This window comes from Roseateles sp. 22389, from assembly GCF_052044995.1.
Taxonomy (GTDB): domain Bacteria; phylum Pseudomonadota; class Gammaproteobacteria; order Burkholderiales; family Burkholderiaceae_C; genus Roseateles.
This window is the reverse complement of sequence record NZ_JBQEOF010000014.1, coordinates 79380-96695: the sequence shown is the minus strand read 5'-3', so window position 1 is coordinate 96695 and position 17316 is coordinate 79380. Positions and strand designations below refer to the sequence as shown.

Here is a 17316-nt window from a genome sequence, read left to right as displayed (position 1 = left end):
GCGAGTATGCGGTGCAAACGACGGAAAGAATCGCAACGCGTCGCAACGCGTGGAACGTCCGCAGGCCCCGCGGCGGACGCCGGCGCGCCTGGGCGTGCCCGTGCGGAAGGTCACCCCTTTGGCGGCGCCGTCGCGCTGGCGTGCCGGCCGCTGGTGACTTTCGTCGCTTTACCCCCTCGGGGGGCGCTGCCTCTAATGCAGGCCCCACCGAGCACCGCGCGACATGACCGCTTCCCTCCGGCTTGAATCCCCCTTGCCCGACGGCACCTTCCGCGTGCACGAGTGCCACGCCACCGAGGCCTTGAGCGAGCTCGGCGAGATCCAGCTCCGCCTGCTCAGCGAGCGGCTGGACATCGCCGCCGGCGACCTGCTCGGCAAGCCGGTGGCCGTCGTCATCGCGCTGCGCGATGCGGCGCCACGCCGGCTGAGCGGGCATGTCGCGCGCTTCGCGCAGGGCGGCTTCGAGGGCCGCCACGCCGTCTACGAAATGACGCTCAGGCCCTGGCCGTGGCTGCTCACGCGCACCGCGGACTGCCGCATCTTCCAGGACATGAGCGTGCCCGACATCGTGGCCGCGGTGTTCCAGGACCATGCGGCGGCGCGCTTCGAGTTCAAGCTGATGCGGCCGTACCGCCCCTGGACCTATTGCGTGCAGTACCGCGAGACGGACTTCAACTTCGTCGCGCGGCTGCTGGAGCACGAAGGCATCTACTGGCACGTCGAGCACGACGAGCGCGGCCACAAGCTGGTGCTCTGCGACGCGGCCAGCGCGCACGACAGCGCGCCGGGGTGCGAGTCGCTGCCGTTCTACGGCAACGTGGAGCAGGCGCCGCCGCTGCTGGAGCACATCGGCCGCTGGACCAGCGAGCAGCGCATGCAGCCCGGCAAGGTCGTCCTCACCGACTACGACTTCGAGCGGCCCTCGACCTCGCTGCTGACCGAGCAGTCGCGGGCCCATGCGCACGACCTGGCCGACGGCGAGATCTTCGACTTCCCGGGCGGCTACCTGCAGTCCGCCGACGGCGCGCAGTACGCGGAAGACCGCCTGGACGAACTGCACAGCGCCTTCAGCCTGCTCGCGGGCAGCACCAATGCGCAGGGCGTGTGCGTCGGCCGGCTGCTGGCGATGACGCGGCATCCGCGCGATGACCAGAACGGCCAGTACCTGATCACGTCGACCCGCCTGATCGTCCGGCAGGCAGCGAGCGAATCGGGCAGTGGCGACACCGACCTGCGCTGCGAGTTCGCCGCGATCCCGGCGGCGCAGCAGTTCCGGCCGGCGCGCCGCACGCCCAAGCCGATCGTGCCGGGGCCGCAGACCGCCACCGTGACCGGGCCGGGCGGCGAGGAGATCCACACCGATGCCTATGGCCGGGTGAAGGTGCAGTTCCACTGGGACCGGCGCGGCCGCCGCGACGAGCGCAGCTCGTGCTGGATCCGCGTGTCGCAGCCCTGGGCCGGCAAGGGCTGGGGCGGCGTCTCCATCCCGCGCATCGGGCAGGAGGTCGTCGTCGACTTCCTCGAGGGCGACCCGGACCAGCCGCTCATCGTCGGCCGCCTCTACAACGCCGAGCAGATGCCGCCCTACAGCCTGCCCGAGGGCGCGGTGGTCAGCGGCATCAAGTCCAGGACGCACAAGGGCGCCGGCTACAACGAGCTGTCGATGAACGACACCGCCGGGCAGGAGCAGATGACCCTGCATGCGCAGTACGACATGTCCACAACGGTGCTGCACGACCAGACCAACACGGTCAACAACAACCGCACGACGACCGTGTCGGTCAACGACACCCTGACCGTCAATGCCGACCGCACGATGAGCGTGGTGGGCAAGCTGGCCGAGACGGTGAACGCCGGCCACGAGATGACGGTCACCGCAGGCGGCTACACCCAGACGATCACCGGCGTGACCGCGCGCACCGTGCATGGCGATGTCACCAACACCGTCAACGGCAAGCGCGAGAACACCGTCAACGGCCAGTTCGTCGAGACCGTCACCGCGGGCGAGGAAAAGACGGTGAGCGCGGGCAAGCGCCTGACCGTGACCGGCGGCTACACGCAGTCGGTCACCGGCGGCTACAGCCAGGCCGTCACCGGCCCGCTCGCGGTCCAGGCGAGCGGCCCGCTGACGCAGGGCGCCACCGAGACCATGGCCCTGCATGCGACCGGCGCGGGCAGCTACACCTCGGCCAGCGCGCTGACCCTGGGCGTGGGCTCGTCGACCGTCGTCATCGACGGCGGCAGCATCACGATCAGCGCCGGCGGCTCCGTCATCAAGGTCGACGCCAGTGGCGTGTCGGTCAACGGGACGGAAATCTCCCTGAACTGCTGAAGAAAGGATGGCCATGGCCATCAATCCGGTGCAGCGCCGGCTCGCCGAGTTGCTGCAGCACTGGCAGGCGTTCGTCGACCAGCCCGACAAGCGCCTGCTGCTGTGGCAGGTGCCGGACGGCGGCAGGCGCCTGCTCGACGCCTTCCTCGAGATGCAGCGGCATGCGCCCGCGGGCGACGCCACCGGCAGCGTCGGCGGCGACACCTTCGTCGTCTTCGATGCGCCGTTCGAGCAGTCCATCGCCTATTCGCGCGCGCTCAAGGAAGCGCTGGCCGGCCAGTACGCCGCGAGCCACGACGAGTTGCGCCAGGCCGGGCAGACGCCGGATTGGCGCTTCGAACCGGACGAGGTCCCCGACACCGCCGCGGCCTTCATGCGCGCGCTGGCCGCGCTGGCCGGGCATCACCCGGTGTTCGGGCAGCTCGTCGCCGTGCTCTCGCCCGCGAGCGTGACCGACGACGAGGCCTGGGCCGCCTGGGTGACCCGCGCGCTCGACGCCGGCGAGCCCGATGGCGTGCGCCTCCTGGTGCCCGATGCCGATGGCGCGCCGCGCCTGGAGCGGCTGGCGCGTGAGGATCGTCCCGAGGTGCTGGTGCAGCCGCTGGCGCTCGATGCCTGGGCGGTGGCGCAGGAGACCTTCGCGCAGGAGCCCGCGGTGGGGCCGGGCGGCGTGTTCCGCAGCCTGCTCACGGGACTGTTCGCGCTCGCGGAGAAGGGCTCCGCCGACCAGGTGCAGCTCAAGGCACGGGATGCGCTGGCCTTCGCGCGCCAGCAGGGTTGGCCCGACCAGGAGGTGGCGGTGCGGCTGCTCACCGCCGGCGTGATGCTCAAGGAGCGGCGCTGCGACGAGGCCGTCAACCATTACCGCCATGCGCGCTCTGCCGCCGAAGCCGCTCGCGAGGCGGGGCATCCGGCGGGCGGTCAGCTGGTGCTGCAGTCCTGGTTCGGCGAGGCCGCGGCGCTGATCGCGGCCGGCGAGCCGCGCGCGGCGGTGCCGTGCTACCAGGCCGCCGAGCAACTGGCCGCCGCGCTGCCCAATCCCTTGATGCGCCTGGAGGCGCTGCGCATGGGCAGCTTCTGCCTGGCGCGTGCCGGCGATGCTGACGCGGCGCTGGCCTTCGGGCGTCCGGCGCTGGCCGTCGGCGAGGGGCTGCGGCCCGCCTCGCGACCGATGACGACGCTGCCGCTGCATTGCTTCGAGCTGCTGCGGCTCGTCGATCCGGAGCGCGCCGGCCGCATCGAGGCGATCCGGCGCGACCTCGACCGCGAGCAGCTGAGCCGGCGAGGGCGTCTGGACCAGCAGGCCGCGGCGCTGGAGTCGTCCGCCGACGTGGCCGAGTTGCGCCGGGTCGAGCGCGAGCACCTCGACGAGGAGCAGGCGCTGCAGCATGCGGCGCAGGCGAGGGCGGACGGCGAGGCGGCTGGCGGCAGCGCCGCCTTCCTCGAGCTGTTCGAACAGGCACGAGGCCTGTTCGGTCCATCCTGGCCGATCGCGATGCCAGGCGCCATCGGCCCCGCCGCGGCGCCGTCGACCGCCCAAGGACCCGCCGCATGAATCTCTCCGCCAAGCACGGTGACCCGCAGCTGGGCATCGACATCCATCTGTGCACCACGCCGGCCGGCCCGGTGCCGCTGCCCACGCCGCATCTGTCGGTGGTGTTCGATCCCTTCGACTACCTGCCTTTCATCGGCGCGACCGTCAAGGTGATGGGCATGAAGCGCGCGACGGCCGGCACCTCGGCGATCGTGGTGCACATCCCGCCCGGCTTCCCGTTCGCGCCGATGATTCCGGACAAGGACGACGAGCTGTTCATGGGCAGCGCCACCGTGGTGGCCGACGGCGATCCGCTGTCCTACCTCGCGCTGCCGGTGCTGGGCTGCCAGATCGCGGGCATGCCCAGCCCGCCGCGGCCGAAGAAGAAAAAGCTCAAGCTGCCCAACCTGCTGCCCACCAGCTTCAACCTGGCGATCCCCAACACGGTGAAGGTGGGCGGCGCGCCGACGATCTCGATGGCCGGCATGATCGCGCGCGGCGCCTTCGCGGGCCTGGGCAAGCTGGCCAAGTCGCGGCTCGGCAAGGCGATGGGCGCGGGCTTCAAGAAGTTCCGGCAGAAGCTCTTCAAGAACATGGACCCCGGCTTCCTGAAGTGCAAGGTGCTGCGCGCGGAGCCGGTGAACATCCTGACCGGCGAGGTCAGTGTCGAGCAGGTGGACTTCAGCCTGCCCTGGCGTGTCCCGATGGACTGGGTGCGCAATTACGCCTCGGGGCGCGAGCGGGTGGGGGCGTGCGGCGTCGGCTGGGAGAGTCCGGCCGATGCGCGGCTGGAGATCGATGCGGCCGACGGCAGCGTGGTGTTCTTCCATCCGGATGCCGGGCCGGCACTCTTCCCCGCGCTGCCGGCCGCGCAGGGCGACGCGGCGGCGGTGCTGGAGCTGATGGATGGCGCGCGGCTCAGCGACCACGGTGACGAGTGGCGGGTGCGCACCAAGGGCGATCTGACCTATCACTTCCCGAAGTCGCTGACGGTCCCCGTGACCGGGCAGCTGCGGGAAGTGCCGCTGGGCCGCGTCAGCGACCTGTGCGGCAACTGGCTGCTCTACGAATGGGTGGAGGGCCGGCTGAGCGCGATCCGCGAATCGGGCGGACGACATCTGCTGGTCGAGTACGCCGGGCGCTTCATCCGGTCGCTCTCGCTGTACGTGGCCGAGGCCGAGTTCAGCCACACCTTCGTCAGCTACGAGCACGATGCGCAGGGCTGCCTGACGGCGGTCCGCGATGAACTGGACCACCCCTACCGATTCGCCTACGACGGCCGCCACATGGTGCGGCACACCAACCGGACGGGACTGTCCTTCCATTACGAGTACGACAAGCGCGGCGAAGGCGGCGAGGAGTGGCAGGTCGTGCGCGCGTGGGGCGACGGCGGGCTGTACGACTACCAATTCGCTTACTGGCCCGCGATCCGCGAGGTGCGGATCACCGATTCGCTGGGGCATGTGTCCACGGTCCAGTGCGACGAGCACGGCCTGCCGATCCTGGAGATCGACCCGCTGGGCGGTCGCACGATCTTCGAGTACGACGAGGTCGGACGCACGACGGCGGTGGTGGACGCGGCGAATCACCGGACCGAATACGCCTATGACGAGCGCGGCAACCTGCTGAAGCTCACGCGGCCGGACGGCAGCGCGATGTCGATCGAGGTCGACGCGCGCGACAAGCCGGTGGCGATCACCGATCCCAACGGCGCGAGCTGGCGTCAGCGATGGGATGAGCGCGGGCTGCTGGCCGAGCAGACGAGCCCGCTCGGCGCGGTGACCGTCTACGAATACAGCGGAGACGGACTGCTGCTGAGCGTGACGGACGCGCTCAAGGCCACGACGCGGTTGGGCTACAACACCGATGGCTATCTGACCAGCGTGACGAACGCGCTGGGACATGTGACGCGGTTTGAGCGAGACCTGCTGGGGAATGCGCTTGGCCGGCTGGATGCCTTGGGCCGTGGAACTCGCTACACCTACGACCGGAAGAGTCGGCTCATCGAGGCCGTCATGCCGGCCGGCGGTCGTGTCCGTTGCGTCTATGACGCTCAGGACAACTTGACGCATTACGAAGACGAGCGCGGCGTCCGGACGCGCTTCGAGTATTTCGGGCAAGGGCTCGTGGCCAAGCGCCACCAGAGCGATGGGCATGTGGTGGAGTACCACTACGACACCGAAGAGCAGATCGTCGGTGTGAGCAACCAGCGCGGCGAGATGTATGAGCTCAGGCGCGATGCGCTCGGGCGCGTGGTCGAGGAGGTCGACTACTGGGGCCAAGCGACGCGATACGTCTTCGACCTCACGGGGCATCTGAAGCAGAGCATCGACCCGCTGGGTCGGGCCATCGACTACACGACCGATCAACTCGGACGCATCCGGCGCAAGCGCTTCGAGCATCCCTTCGATGCGGGACGGCAATTCGAGGAGACCTTCGACTTCGACGCGAACGGCAATCTCATCGGCTGCGCGAACGAGCACGTGAAGGTGGAGCGGACGCTCGACGTCGAAGGCCGCTTGCTGGAGGAAAAGCAGGGCGACCTTGTCATCAGGAACTCGTTCGACGCGCTGGGTCGGCGCCTCCGTCGTCAGACCAGCACCGGCAACACCATTGCCTACGAGTACGACGCGCTCGGACAACCGACCTCGATCCGCATCAACGACGAACCGCCGATCACGATCGAGCGCGACGAAACCGGGCAGGTGGTGAAGGAGACATTGGCACCAGGTCTCGAGCGGCAGTACCACTACGACGCGGAAGGCCGGCTGACGGGGCAGGGCGTGCGGCGGGAGGCCGATTGGTTGTTCAGCACGCAGTACGCCTATGACTCCGCAGGCAACCTCACCCACCGCAAGGACAGCCAACATGGGCTCGATCAGTTCCGCTATGACCCGCTGGGGCAGGTCGTCGAGCACATTGATCCGCAGGGGAAGCTCCAGAAGTTCTTCCATGATCCGGCGGGGGACCGCCTGAGCACTGGTGTGAAGCAAGGCGATGGTCTGTGGCGACGCGAAGGCTGGTGCGAGGGAGTGCATTACGGCTTCGATGCCGCGGGGAACCTGGCGGAACGGCGCAACGAACGCCCACTCGATGACACCGGCGAGTCGACGACGCTTTCGCTGGAATGGGATGCGAATCAGCGGCTGGTTCGGAGCCGCGTGAGGCTCGTCACCAATGAATGCCAGACGGTCAGGGAAACCCTGTACGGCTATGACCCCCTGGGGCGGCGCATTTTCAAGCGAACTGGAGACAGTTCCACGCGATTTGGGTGGGATCGCGATGCGCTGGTGCTTGAGAATACCGACAATCCATCACAGGACTTGGCGCAGCGCGAGTATCTCTACTATCCCCGCACATTTGTACCGCTGGCTCTGATAGACAGTCGAAACAGCTACCGCTATAACACCGACCCCAACGGTTTTCCGACTCGGCTCATCGCCGACGACGGGGAGGTCGTATGGTCGGCGCAATATGATGTGTGGGGGCGAGTCCATGTCGCTATTGACAAAGTTGCGAATCCCATCCGCTTGCAAGGGCAGCAAGAGGACGAAGAGACAGGCCTCCACTACAACCGTTACCGCTATTTCGATCCCTTGGCTGGTATTTTCATCAGTCAAGACCCGATCGGTCTTACAGGGGGGCTCGGTTGCTATCAGTATGGGCCGAATGTTTTCACTTGGGTCGACCCGCTGGGGCTCGACCGGCACGAACTGGAAGCCTGGATAGAAAGAAATGGCGAAGAGGTGCCGGGTACTCGTGCGACCGTGCAAAGCGGAGGGCTCACCAAGGAAGAAGCGGGACGCTATGGCTTGAATTCACACACTGAACCAAAGTATCTTCGTGAAGTCAGTGGTGATCTTCAACGAGGTGATGTGGTGCATATGAAGGGGATTCTCGATCCGTGCAGTCCGGGTTGTCGTCCGCTGTTGCGCGATGTTGTGCATCAGGAAGGGGTGTCCGTGCGCTACGTCGCGTCCGATACTGGCCGAACGTGGGTGTTTCGTCCAGCCGTGGTGGGCGAATTCCCCCGGGCTTCAGCAGACGTTGTTCTAGAGGTGATAGAGGGCGATGGAAAGACCGTCCGGCGATACTATCAGTCCGCCACCGGGGTCTGGAAATCCAAACGCGTCAAAGGCGGGGGATGTGGATGATTTTGTATTGGAGTGAGAGATGATTGTCGAACCTCTTCAGCTGACGGTGTCGGCCGCGTTTGCGGGCCTGAATGCCGGCTCGGCTATTTCTGCGGATCAGATTGATGCGGCGGAGAAACGCCTCGGCTTGGCGTTGCCGGAGGCTTTGAAAGACTACTACTTGGTCGCAGGCGGCTACCCAGAAATGATGGAGAAGGATTTCCATCTGTTTTCGCCGGAAAAATTGCGCATCGAAGGCGACTACCTGGTGTTTTGCGAGGAGTCGCAGGGTGGCGCAGTGTGGGGTATCCACCGCAATAACCTTTTGACCTTGCCCAATCCCAGAGTCGAAGGGAGGGCCGGCAACGCCCAGAAGTGGTTCAGTGAGTCGTCCAAGCTGTCAGCCTTTTTGCTTGGGATAGGGGCATGGCAGGCCTTGTTGTCTCAGGAAGAAACGGCTCGGTGCGAACTGCCGGAGAAGCAACTGAAGAAGATTGAAGCGCAATTTGATTACATTGGTGAGCGTAGCTTGCGCTTGGGCGGGCATCGCGTGGGCTTGATATATCGGGACGCTGCGGCGCCGCTGATTGCTGCATATCTGTTCAATTCAGAGATGCTGTATGTAGGTACGCCAGAAGAAGGTCTGATTGAGCGTATTGAGGAGCTTTCCGGACTGGACTTTGAATGGCTGTAGTGGCGTTTCGGGAACGCTGAGCCATGATTCAGATTCGCGATGACTTCGTGCGTGCCGTGCAGTCGGTAATGGAGCGGCTCAAGACCGACCCGAGTGGTGCGATTGACAATGAAGGCATTCGCACTGCATTGCTGCGGCAGGCGTCAAGCACACCCGACAACATTGCATGCTCGGAACATGTCGAGTATTCGGTCTCTCCAGAAAAGAGACTGGAACTCAAGCGGACCTTCGGATTGAAGATCGTAGGGAAAGACGCACTCCTCTCCGACATTGCCTACGACCTGGAGTGCGAGGAGGTCGTGGACCTTCTGGCGGCACGTCGCCCCGAACTTTCGCGTGAGGAGATCGAAGCAGCGTTGCGCGTGAGCACACTACTGCTCTCGGGGCTCGAGATCCAGATGGTGAGTCAGGACCCCGTTCCGATTGCGGGAGAAGGCCAGACGACGATGCTGGGTGACGCCGGCAAATTTGCCATGGAGATCAGCCCGCTTGATCCGAGTCATCGATCGATGCGCGTCGTGAACACTTATGTCGGCGGGCGGAACATCAGCGAAACCGACAACACGGTCTACCTGCCGCAGTTCGTGACCTCGCTGCGCAGAGCGGCCGAGGCGCTGAAACGCAAGATGGATTACGCGAGTTTCGAGCCGCTGTTCCTCCATCATCACTGGATGAGGCCTATCGACAGCTCGTGGCGGACCAAAGCGAGGTGTTCAGCGCATGTCGTGTCCTGGACTTCGGCGCGACTACCGACGGCTGGCTCAGCTTTCTGATTCCGTATCGGGGCCGGCTTCATCTGGTCACGCGGTCAATCGATCCGGACGAGACGGATGCATTGCCGCTGGTCAAGGTGGAGGTGACCGCCTACGACGTCGTTCGCGTGCTGGAGTTGACGATTGAGATGCTGGAGAGCGCTTGATCCAGGTCGCGCCGATGGCAAATGCGCAAGATGTCTTCCAGTCGGACATCGCGGCTGCTAGAACTGGCTGGCGGTGCGCGAGGCAGGCGCGACCAGCGCCTCGGTCATGTAGGCCACGAGGTCGTCCGCTCTGACGGGACTCGCAAAAGCGGCATCGAAGTCGGTCAGCAGCATCACCTGCGCTGCTGCCTGCGTTCGAACCAGGCAGACGAACTTCGTCGTGTGGTCGCAGGCTTCGGTGCCCAGCAGAACGCCGCGGAGGCTTCTCAAGCGCGACACGCCGAACTGGTCATCCACCATGACGACCTTCGGTTCGAGCACCGATGCGATCGGCACTGCGCTCTCGAGCGTTGGAGCGGTGGCCACCTCACAGCCGTGGCGCTGCAGGTGAAGCGAAAGACGAGTCGCGGCGTCGACGTTGGCGTCGACGATAAGAATGCGGTGGCCCACAAGGGTCATGATCAGCCTTGACGCTGACAGCCCTTTACCGATAAGCAAAGCCAGAAGCAGCGGGGGGCAGTGTGCTTGTCCGCGAATGCCCGCATCAGTCGCACATCCAGGAATGCGGCGTAGTGGCTTTGCCTACGCGCTGCTCTGACGCACCGGTATCCACTCGGCCAAGCTCAACGGCCTTGATCTCTACGCCTAACTGCGCGATGTGCTCGAGCGGTTGCCAACGCAGCCGTCCAGTCAGATCGAACAGCTTCTGCATCATCGTTGGCAAAGGGCATAACCGGCTATCCTCCCTGGCCAAAGGGGCAAGAAGGGCATGGCAACACCGGAGCTGATCGCGTCTTGGGGGCGCACTGAAGAATTCCTACTGCAGGCGCGGGCGGCTCTGTCCCCCGATGTAACGACGCGATTTGCTACCCAGATCGAAATCTTCACTGAGTTCATATCGCACAACGAGTTGGGCCTCGCGTTCGATGTCCTCCTGGATTTGGTCGATGAATCGGAGTGCGCCACCGTCGAGGTGCTTCAGCCCCTGCTCATGGCCGCGGAGAACATGAACCTCACGGACACGCGAGATGCTCTCGCGATGCAACTCGCAACGCTCGCTGACTGAGTTGTCTGCATCAAGGCGAGTTGCCGGCTGCTTACCCCTCGGCCAAGCTCAATGGGATACCTGCACGACGTGCTTGAACGGCTGCCAACGCAGCCGGGTCAACGAGCTGCTACCGCATTGATGGATGCCAGCGGCGGACGCTCGATGATTGCCTCCAGCCCCTGCCTCAAACCCGGAATCACTTCGCCGCGAGCAGGTGGACGTATTCATTGGCGACCTGCAGCTCGTACAAGCGTCAGCCTCCGTCTTCAGCGAACTGCAACTGGGACGCCGGGTCTTCCGTGAACGTTACGCGAATGAGATCGCCAGAACCCACCGAGCACGGAAGGCGCTAGGCCATTCCCAGCGAGCACGTTCACCGCACCGTTGAACTGGCCTGCCCAGAGGGACTCGAACCCCCGACCTGCCGCTTAGAAGGCGGCTGCTCTATCCAGTTGAGCTATGGGCAGACGGAAATCGGTAGACCGATCGATGCCTTTGTCCAGAACGGACTTCGGGCCCCGGGAGGGCGTTCCCACGCCTCCGAAGGGCCCGAATTGTGCCATGCGAACCGCCGTTAACGACGGCCGGGGAACGGTTCGAAGTCGATCCATGGTCGATCGACTGTCGACAAGCTGAAGATCAGATCAGCACGTTCACGATCGCGTTGCCGATGCCCATCAGCGCCGCGCCCGAGATCAGCCCCGCGCAGATCGGCTCGCAGCCGTCCACCCAGCGCTTCCAGCCCGACGTGCCCGGCGTCTTGTGGACCTTGGCCATCACGAAGAAGATCATCGCGCCGACCCACATCGCGAAGGTCGACTCCGGCGGCAGCACCACGCCCAGGCCGATCGCCACCGACGACAGCGGGAACTTGCCCTTCGTCGCCATCTTGATCAGCTCGATCACCACCGCGCACACCGCCGCGATCGCCATCGTGATCAGCGCCGACGCCGGCAGGCTGTGCAGCCCGTTGGCGATGATCTCCGCCACGCCGCGCCATTGCACCGCCGCCGGCATCGAGAACTGCTCGGAAATGATGGTCGACGTCGAACGCAGGCCCTCGGCGTTCTTCGGCACGAACAGCAGGAAGAACAGCGGCACGCAGAACAGCACCCCCGCCACCACGCCGATCACGTGACCGATCGCCTGGTGACGCGGCTTGCCGCCCAGCATGTAGCCCGGCTTGATGTCGCTCAGCAGGTTCGCCGCGTTCGACGAGATCTCCGAGGTCATGCCCGCCGGGATCAGGTTGGACGCCGGATTGGTCCGGTCGATCGCGCCCATCGTGAACTGCGTGATCTTGGACAGCGCGCCCGTCGGCGTCCACGAGGTCAGCGCCATCGAGTTCGTGCAGATCACCGTCAGCACCAGGATCAGCGGCAGCGAGATCAGCGCCATGCCCACCGGCACGCCGAAGAACAGGTGCGCGATGTAGGCCGTCAGCACGCCCATCACCGGCACGCCGACGAAGGAGATCCACAGCGGCACCTCGATGTCCTTGAGCAGGTCGCTGCCGCCGCCCGCCTGGCCCGGCTTGCGACGGAAGGACTTGAACACCGCCACGAACAGGTCGGGCTTGGCCAGCAGCGTCGTCAGCGAGCCCGCGACCATCATCGCCACGCCCCACCACATCGACCACTGGTTGACGATCTCCGCCCGCGAGATCGGGATCGGCGCGCCATTGGGCGCCACGCGCTGCACGATGTCGCCGGCCTGGATCATGATCGGCGCCAGCACCACGAAGTTCACGAACGCGCCCAGCAGGCAGCTCGTCGCCACCGCGATGCCCATCAGCCCGCCCACGCCCAGCATGGCTGCGTCCAGCGTCAGGCGCAGGCCCAGCGCGCGGATGTCGGTGCCCAGGATCTTCGGGATCCAGATCTCGGCCTTGGCCGCCATGCCGTAGTAGTACTGGTCCAGCCGCTCATGGAAGGTCCAGGGCTCGGTCATGCCGGCCCACTTGTCCATGCGCAGGAGCTTGAACTGCAGCAGCTTCATCCAGCCGTCGCTGATCAGCGCCTGGTAGATCGCGGCGCCCGCCGCCACCTTGGCCAGCAGCTTGGCCTTGTACATGCCTTCGCCGCCCTCGCCGGTGTAGAGCGAGTCCAGCACCACGCCGCAGGCGCGACCCTCGGGGAAGGGGAGCTGGTCCTCGTTGATGAAGCGCCGCTTCATCGGGAACGCCACCAGCACGCCCAGCACCGCGATGACGATCATCCAGATCATCATCTGCCACCACGGCACGATGTGGTCGACGAACAGCATGTACGCCGCCAGCGACGAGAACAGCGGCGAGACCACGTAGCCCGCGGCCGTGGCGATCGACTGGGTGCAGTTGTTCTCCAGGATCGTGTAGTCCTTGGCCCAGCCCAGCGACGCGAAGATGCGGAACATCGCGAAGGCCAGGATCACCGAGGTCAGCCCCACGCCGACGCTGATACCGGTCTTGCCGCCGATGTACAGCGAGGTCGCGGCCAGGATGCCGCCCAGCATGAAGCCGGTGAAGCCCGAACGCAGCGAGAGCTGCGCCATGTCGCCGCGAAAGACGTTCTTGAACCACCACTCGTCCTTCTGCGCGCGCGACCAGGTCTGCACCTGCTCGTCGGTCAAATGCTGTAGCGCCATGCTGTGCTCGATCCTCTTCCGGGGTTGCCCGTTGCCGCGCCCGGCTCCAGGCTCGTGACCAGGAAGGACGCTCTTTTGAAACAAAAAAACAGCGCGCATTGTCCCTGCCTGACATCGCGCTGACACGAGCCCTCGCATGGGGTTTCCCCTGATCGCCACCCGCCTATCGCCCTGACGGGTGGGGTGTCGCGCCGAGGCTGCGAACCCCGTGTCCGTCGGCGCGCACGACGCCCGCGCCACGCCGAGTTCTTCACGCCCGGACCGCGCGCCGATCGGACGAGCCCCCGCATTCCGGTGCTGTCGCCGCACGAAAGTGCGTTCAGCGCCTAGCATCCCCACTTCCTCCTTGCTGCATCTGGAGCCGCTGTTGACGCTGATGTGGGTTCTGCTGGGCGTCCTGCTGGGCGTGGCCCTGACCTTGTTCCTGCTGATGGCGGTCCAGGGAAAGTTCGGCCGCGCGTCCGGTGCCCGGCGTCGGGACCGGCTCACCGGGCTGCTGCCGGCGCGCCGCTTCGAGGACGAGTTCGCCGCGCTGCTGGACGCGCTGCAGCGCCGCGGTGGCGAGGGCAGTCTGCTCTACATCGGCTTGGACGGCTTCCGGTTGATCAACGAAGAGCACGGCAAGGACCACGGCGACCACCTGCTGGTGCGCACCGCCGAGCGGCTGCGGCAGCTCGCCGGAAAGCGGTCCCTCGTCGGGCGGCTCGCGGGGGATGAATTCGCGCTGTGGAGCGAGGTCCCGGCGTCGCAGACCGACACCCTGGTGCGGCAGGTGCTGGAGGCGCTGGGCGAGCCGGTCCTGGTCGGCGCGACACCGCTGACGGTGAGCCTGTCGGTGGGCGTGGCGATGTCGCCCGAGCATGGCCACTCGATCCGGCTGATCCGCCGCGCGCAGACGGCGATGCGCTCGGTCAAGCGCCTGGGCGGCAACGGCCACGCCTTCTTCGACGCGGTCCAGGAGGAGGAGCTGCGCGAGGAGCTCACGATGGCGCGCGAGCTGCGGGAGTCGATCAAGAACCGGGAGCTGGAGCTGGTCTACCAGCCGAAGATGGATGCGCGCACGCTGCAGGTGACCGGCGTGGAAGCGCTGCTGCGCTGGCGGCATTCGACGCTCGGCATGGTCAGCCCGTCGCGTTTCATCCCGATCGCGGAGCGCTACGGCCTGATCGATCCGATCGGCGACTGGGTGGCCGACACCGCGCTGACGCAGGCGGCGCGCTGGCGCGAGATGGGCCTGCGCATGCGTGTCGCGATCAACGTGTCGGGCTACCAGATGCGCTCGGACGAATTCATCGGGCGCCTCGAGAAAGGCTTGCGGCGCCATCGCCTGCGGCCCGAGCGCTTCACCTGCGAGATCACCGAATCGGTCGCGATGGAGCACGCCACGGTCACCGGCCGCGCGTTCAAGCGCCTGGGCGCGCTGGGCGTCCATGTGTCGATCGACGACTTCGGCACCGGCTACTCGAGCCTGGCCGCGCTGCGCCAGCTGCCGGCGCAGGAGCTGAAGATCGATCGGGCCTTCGTGGCCGATGTCGCCACCAGCGTCCAGGCGCAGGCCATCGTGCGCGCGGTCATCGAGATGGCCCGCGTGCTGCACCTGAAGGTCGTGGCCGAGGGCGTGGAGACGGCGGCGCAGCGCGACCAGCTCGTGGCCATGGGCTGCGACGAGCTGCAGGGCTACCTGTTCGCGAAGCCGATGACGGCGCTCGCGATCGAGGTGCTGGCGGCCGAGCCGGACAAGTCGACGGAGGGGCGCGCGGAGGGCTTCCGGCCGTCGATCTTCGTGGAGACCGCGGCGGTGCCGCTGGATGCGAGGCGCTGATTCAGAGCGCCAGAGCGCCAGAGCGCGGCCGCGCGTCGCCACTCTGAAAAAACAAAGAGCCGCGAGGATTGCTCCTTGCGGCTCTTCTGAAGAAATGGTCGGGGCGGCGGGATTCGAACTCGCGACCCTCTGCTCCCAAAGCAGATGCGCTACCAGACTGCGCTACGCCCCGACGAAGCCGCAGATTGTAGCCTGGAAATTCGCCTGCCCGGGAACTCGCGACCCGCTGCTCCCAAAGCAGGAGGTCGCGGGCCTCAGCGCGACAGCTTCTGGGCGATCTCCCAGCCCAGCTCCGCCATCGGTCTGGCGCCTGCCGCGGCCTCGCGGGCCTGCGCGCTCGAGGCGGTGCCGTCCTCCACCCGCTTGGCGATGCCCTGCAGGATGGCGCAGATGCGGAACAGGTTGTAGGCCAGGTAGAAGTTCCAGTCCTTCATCACCAGCTGCGGATCGGCACGGCCGGTGCGCTCGCAATAGCGGCGCACGTAGTCCAGTTCGCCCGGGATGCCCAGCGGCGCCAGGTCCACGCCGCCCAGCCCGCGCGCGGCGCCGGTCTTGCGGATGTGCCAGGACATGCAGTGGTAGCTGAAGTCCGCCAGCGGGTGGCCCAGCGTCGACAGCTCCCAGTCCAGCACCGCCAGCACGCGGGGCTCGGTCGGATGGAAGACGAGGTTGTCCAGCCGGTAGTCGCCATGCACGATCGAGACCTCGCGCTCGTCGCGCGCCGAGTCGGGGATGTGCGCGGGCAGCCAGTCGATCAGGCGGTCCATCGCCTCGTTCGGGCCGGTGATCGTGGCCTGGTACTGCTTGCTCCAGCGGCCGATCTGGCGCTCGAAGTAGTTGCCCGGCTTGCCGTAGCCCTCCAGGCCCAGCGCGCGGAAGTCGACGCGATGCAGCGCCGCGATGACCCGGTTCATCTCCTCGTAGATCGCGGCGCGTTCCGCGTTCGACGCACCGGGCAGCGTCTGGTCCCACAGCACCCGGCCCTGCACGAAGGCCATGACGTAGAAGGCGCGGCCGATGACGGACTCGTCCTCGCACAGCGCCAGCATTTGCGGCACCGGCACGTCGGTGCCGGCCAGTGCCCGCATCACGGTGAATTCGCGCTCGATCGCGTGCGCGGAGGGCAGCAGCTTCGCCACCGGCGCGGGCTTGGCCCGCATCACGTAGCTGCCGCCGGGCGTGATCAACTGGTAGGTGGGGTTGGACTGGCCGCCCTTGAACTGCTCGATCGTCAGCGGGCCGGTGAAGCCGGGAATCTCGCGCGCCAGCCAGGCGGCGAGCGCCTGGGCGTCGATCGGATGCGTCGGGGCGCGGGTGCCGGTGAATGCGTCGTCCACAAGGTCTCCTGGAGTTGTCGTGAGATGCGAAACACACGCTCCGGGGACCGGGGGATCGGTCGCCGGGCGCTCAGCGGTTGGCGATGGCCAACAGCTTCTCCTTGCTCAATACCACCAGCCGCGTCGGCTCGACGCGCACCGCGCCTTCGCGCTCGAAGCCCTTGAGCTCCTGGTTCACGCGCTGGCGCGACGCGCCCAGCAACTGCGCGAGGTCTTCCTGCGCCAGCTGCAGGCCGATGCGGACCTCCTCGCCCTGCGACACGCCGTAGCTGCGCGCCAGCAGCAGGATCTGCTTGGCCAGCCGCGAGGCCAGGGGTCGGGTGTTGAGGTCCTCGACCTGGTCGAACATCAGCCGCAGCCGCCGGCAGTTCAGGCGCAGCAGCGCCTCGTACAGCTCGGTGTGGCGTTGCAGCAGGTCCTTGAAGTCGGGCTTGCGGATCACCAGCAGCGTGGTCTCGCCATGGGCGCTGGCGTCGTGCGTGCGGGGCAGGCCGTCGAAGAGGGCGATGTCGCCGAACCAGATGCCGGGCTCGACATAGGTCAGCGTCACCTGCTTGCCTGACAGCGACACCGAACTGACGCGCACCGCGCCCTTGGCCACGCCGATCCATTCCTCGGCCGGTTCGCCGCGCACCGACATCAGCGCGCCGTCGGCGAGGCGACGCACGGTGGCGCGCGCCAGAATGTCGCTGCGCAACGGCAGTGACAGCTTGGAGAACCACGGCCCCGACTCGATGTTGTTGCGTTCGGAAATTGTAAGAACCGAGCTGTTCATGCTTTGTCGCTGGCGTGACAGGCCAGCCGTCTCCTGAAAGATGCGGACGGGCCGCGTGTGTCGCGACCTCATCCGGCCTATTGTGAGGGACCCGCGG

At 66.4% G+C, this 17316-nt stretch carries 11 protein-coding genes, 2 tRNA genes and 1 pseudogene; 8 read left to right on the top strand and 6 right to left on the bottom strand.

Features of this window, described 5'->3' with window-relative positions; translation table 11 throughout:
• The first annotated feature begins 223 nt into the window (after nt 1-223).
• From ACTJKJ_RS18970 to ACTJKJ_RS18950, 5 genes are read left to right on the top strand one after another with little or no spacing between them, the layout of a single operon-like run.
• On the top strand, nt 224-2332 hold the full coding sequence (locus tag ACTJKJ_RS18970) for a type VI secretion system Vgr family protein (RefSeq protein ID WP_440821372.1): 2109 nt from the start codon (nt 224-226) through the stop codon (nt 2330-2332).
• 13 nt (nt 2333-2345) lie between these two features.
• Nucleotides 2346-3887, top strand: a complete 1542-nt coding sequence (locus ACTJKJ_RS18965; protein WP_440821371.1) for a hypothetical protein — start codon at nt 2346-2348, stop codon at nt 3885-3887.
• Entirely contained in the window at nt 3884-8020 is a 4137-nt protein-coding gene (locus ACTJKJ_RS18960; RefSeq protein ID WP_440821370.1) for an RHS repeat-associated core domain-containing protein, read from the top strand. Before ACTJKJ_RS18965 ends, ACTJKJ_RS18960 begins: the two co-directional genes overlap by 4 nt.
• Before the next feature lie 19 nt (nt 8021-8039).
• Nucleotides 8040-8693, top strand: a complete 654-nt coding sequence (locus ACTJKJ_RS18955) for an SMI1/KNR4 family protein (protein WP_440821369.1) — start codon at nt 8040-8042, stop codon at nt 8691-8693.
• 23 nt (nt 8694-8716) lie between these two features.
• Nucleotides 8717-9466, top strand: coding sequence for a hypothetical protein (locus ACTJKJ_RS18950; protein WP_440821368.1), 750 nt, complete (start codon nt 8717-8719; stop codon nt 9464-9466).
• A gap of 203 nt (nt 9467-9669) precedes the next feature.
• Here the strand turns inward: ACTJKJ_RS18950 and ACTJKJ_RS18945 are convergent, their stop codons facing one another.
• Nucleotides 9670-10071, bottom strand: a complete 402-nt coding sequence (locus ACTJKJ_RS18945; protein ID WP_440821367.1) for a hypothetical protein — start codon at nt 10069-10071, stop codon at nt 9670-9672.
• A gap of 148 nt (nt 10072-10219) precedes the next feature.
• On the opposite strand from ACTJKJ_RS18945, the pseudogene ACTJKJ_RS18940 reads away from it, so the two are divergent.
• Nucleotides 10220-10345 (top strand): annotated as a pseudogene (locus ACTJKJ_RS18940) (transposase domain-containing protein); the annotation flags it as partial.
• Nucleotides 10346-10381: 36 nt separating this feature from the next.
• A complete protein-coding gene (locus ACTJKJ_RS18935) occupies nt 10382-10678 on the top strand; it encodes a hypothetical protein (protein ID WP_343608019.1) in 297 nt (98 codons plus the stop codon).
• Nucleotides 10679-11050: 372 nt separating this feature from the next.
• On the opposite strand, the gene ACTJKJ_RS18930 is transcribed toward ACTJKJ_RS18935, so the two are convergent.
• Nucleotides 11051-11127: transfer RNA gene (locus tag ACTJKJ_RS18930), tRNA-Arg, on the bottom strand.
• A 172-nt stretch (nt 11128-11299) separates the two neighbouring features.
• Complete coding sequence (locus tag ACTJKJ_RS18925; protein ID WP_440821366.1) at nt 11300-13285, bottom strand: OPT family oligopeptide transporter; 1986 nt, start codon at nt 13283-13285, stop codon at nt 11300-11302.
• A gap of 376 nt (nt 13286-13661) precedes the next feature.
• On the opposite strand from ACTJKJ_RS18925, the gene ACTJKJ_RS18920 reads away from it, so the two are divergent.
• Nucleotides 13662-15107: a putative bifunctional diguanylate cyclase/phosphodiesterase gene (locus ACTJKJ_RS18920; protein WP_440821407.1), complete on the top strand. Its 1446-nt coding sequence runs from the start codon at nt 13662-13664 to the stop codon at nt 15105-15107.
• Between the two features lie 95 nt (nt 15108-15202).
• Here ACTJKJ_RS18920 and ACTJKJ_RS18915 read toward each other — a convergent pair.
• From ACTJKJ_RS18915 to ACTJKJ_RS18905, 3 genes are all read right to left on the bottom strand, one after another.
• A tRNA-Pro gene (locus ACTJKJ_RS18915) sits at nt 15203-15279 on the bottom strand.
• Nucleotides 15280-15361: 82 nt separating this feature from the next.
• On the bottom strand, nt 15362-16444 hold the full coding sequence (locus ACTJKJ_RS18910; RefSeq protein ID WP_440821365.1) for a phosphotransferase: 1083 nt from the start codon (nt 16442-16444) through the stop codon (nt 15362-15364).
• Between the two features lie 70 nt (nt 16445-16514).
• Nucleotides 16515-17219 (bottom strand): Crp/Fnr family transcriptional regulator, encoded by a 705-nt coding sequence (locus tag ACTJKJ_RS18905; protein ID WP_091723982.1) that lies wholly within the window; start codon nt 17217-17219, stop codon nt 16515-16517.
• Nucleotides 17220-17316 lie beyond the last annotated feature (97 nt).

What these genes read in the sequence shown, in the direction of transcription:
- ACTJKJ_RS18970 (WP_440821372.1), top strand. Translation starts at nt 224, where the DNA reads ATGACCGCTTCCCTCCGGCTTGAATCCCCCTTGCCCGACGGCACCTTC.
- ACTJKJ_RS18960 (WP_440821370.1), top strand. Translation starts at nt 3,884, where the DNA reads ATGAATCTCTCCGCCAAGCACGGTGACCCGCAGCTGGGCATCGACATC.
- ACTJKJ_RS18920 (WP_440821407.1), top strand. Translation starts at nt 13,662, where the DNA reads ATGTGGGTTCTGCTGGGCGTCCTGCTGGGCGTGGCCCTGACCTTGTTC.
- ACTJKJ_RS18925 (WP_440821366.1), bottom strand. Translation starts at nt 13,285, where the DNA reads ATGGCGCTACAGCATTTGACCGACGAGCAGGTGCAGACCTGGTCGCGC.
- ACTJKJ_RS18905 (WP_091723982.1), bottom strand. Translation starts at nt 17,219, where the DNA reads ATGAACAGCTCGGTTCTTACAATTTCCGAACGCAACAACATCGAGTCG.
- ACTJKJ_RS18935 (WP_343608019.1), top strand. Translation starts at nt 10,382, where the DNA reads ATGGCAACACCGGAGCTGATCGCGTCTTGGGGGCGCACTGAAGAATTC.
- ACTJKJ_RS18955 (WP_440821369.1), top strand. Translation starts at nt 8,040, where the DNA reads ATGATTGTCGAACCTCTTCAGCTGACGGTGTCGGCCGCGTTTGCGGGC.
- ACTJKJ_RS18965 (WP_440821371.1), top strand. Translation starts at nt 2,346, where the DNA reads ATGGCCATCAATCCGGTGCAGCGCCGGCTCGCCGAGTTGCTGCAGCAC.
- ACTJKJ_RS18945 (WP_440821367.1), bottom strand. Translation starts at nt 10,071, where the DNA reads ATGACCCTTGTGGGCCACCGCATTCTTATCGTCGACGCCAACGTCGAC.
- ACTJKJ_RS18950 (WP_440821368.1), top strand. Translation starts at nt 8,717, where the DNA reads ATGATTCAGATTCGCGATGACTTCGTGCGTGCCGTGCAGTCGGTAATG.